Origin of the sequence: Moorena sp. SIO3I8 (assembly GCF_010692325.1) — a bacterium.
Lineage (GTDB): Bacteria > Cyanobacteriota > Cyanobacteriia > Cyanobacteriales > Coleofasciculaceae > Moorena.
The window spans coordinates 1-1,628 of the sequence record NZ_JAAHHW010000350.1; the positions used below are offsets into that span (position 1 = coordinate 1).

Below are 1,628 nucleotides of genomic sequence, written 5' to 3' on the forward strand. Positions count from 1 at the left end.
CTAGGTTTTTGACTAAAAAACTAGTAACTGTTTGCCAATATAAAAGTCTTAAATTAGCTACTCTTTCCGTTTTAGCTTGACTGGCATATAAACTTTTTTTTTCGTGTTATGTTGAGTTTTTTCAGGAATCTACTCAAGGTAGTTAGGTGTACAGTAATTTGTTTATCTTTTTCAAGTATTTCCACCATTTCCGAGAGAGTTAATGATGGATGATCTGACAACATAGATTTGATAAATTCCGTGAATGGTTCTAATTTAGATGCTCGGTTATTCCCTTGTTTGCCCGGTGATATATTTCCAGTTTCTTTGAATTTTTTAATAATTCTAAATACAAAATTGCGACTCACTTTAACCCTTTTAGCTAAACGGGTCATTGAGCCTTGGCCAAAGGCCACGCTACGCGAACACAGTCTAGATAAGCTGTGATAAGTTTCGGTCTTATATCAACAGAATAGGCTTTCATAATTGGAGTTTTATAATAGTTATTATATTATACTCTATTTAAGCGCAAACCGCTATATTTCCTGTCGTTTTACGGATGTGGATGAGCTCACTGAGTTTTTGACTTATAGCCAAATGGAAATGATTCAGCTTTCTCGTGGTTCGTTCCAGAGTGAGTTTTTGGCTACCCAGATTGGTGATTTATATTTCACACGTATTAGCGCCAATCAATCGGTTCAAGCAATAGGTCCGAAACAGCAGGGATATTTAACTTTTTCGTTGGTTTGGGCCGCCAGTTGAATTAAACAACTAGGGATTAGAGATAGGATGTCAAAGTTTGGTATTGCTTTGGCATCTTATTGCACAAAAAAGAGCAATAACTTGATAGGGTAAACAAGGCACAGAAAAGCTATTAGGTATATTGAATGAATTGGAACCGTATTTGGAAAATAGGGGTAGCAGTTGCGATCGCACTAGTTTTGGCTATCGTTGCCTACCTGGTGATAGCACAACAGAATCGACCCATTCCCGATATAGGCTCTACAGGCACCAGTAACCCGGAGCCAGAGGTTGTTGACTCAGATACAGAGCCTTTTACTCTACAACTGCTCCATGCTTCAGATTTTGAGGCCGGACTAGCCGCATTGGAAGATGCTCCTCGGTTTTCCGCCGTCCTGAATGCCCTCAAAGAGGACTACCCCAATACCCTTGTCCTCTCCTCTGGAGACAACTACATTCCCAGTCCGTTCCTGTTTGCTGGCAGCGACCCTAGGTTGAACGAGACCCCTGTCGGAGAAGCTAGTATTGGTCACGCCAATATCGAAATCCACAATCAACTGGGTATCCAAGCTTCCACCTTTGGGAATCACGATTTCGATCTCGGCAGCAAGGAAGTGCGGGATATCATTCAACCAGATGGAGCTTACCGTGGGGCGCTGTTTCCCTATCTCAGTTCCAACCTGGATTTTACCACAGACCCTAACCTCTCAAGCCTGATCACGGCAAACGGTCAAGAAGTCAGTACTATTCCGGCAGGACAGGTTGCAGGGACTGCAGTGATTACCGTCAATGGTGATAAAATTGGTATTGTGGGAGCAAGCACACCCCTTCTACCTACCATCTCTTCCTCTGATGGAGTGACGGTGTTCCCGGAAAATCCCACAGACTATGACGCCCTGGCTGCTACA

Annotated in this window: 1 protein-coding gene and 1 pseudogene; both read left to right on the forward strand. The window is 42.8% G+C overall.

Features of this window, described 5'->3' with window-relative positions; translation table 11 throughout:
- Positions 1 to 540 precede the first annotated feature (540 nt).
- On the forward strand, positions 541 to 741 hold the full coding sequence (locus F6K51_RS36900; protein ID WP_293031041.1) for a hypothetical protein: 201 nt from the start codon (positions 541 to 543) through the stop codon (positions 739 to 741).
- 125 nt (positions 742 to 866) lie between these two features.
- Positions 867 to 1,628, forward strand: a pseudogene (locus F6K51_RS36905) (bifunctional metallophosphatase/5'-nucleotidase); the annotation flags it as partial.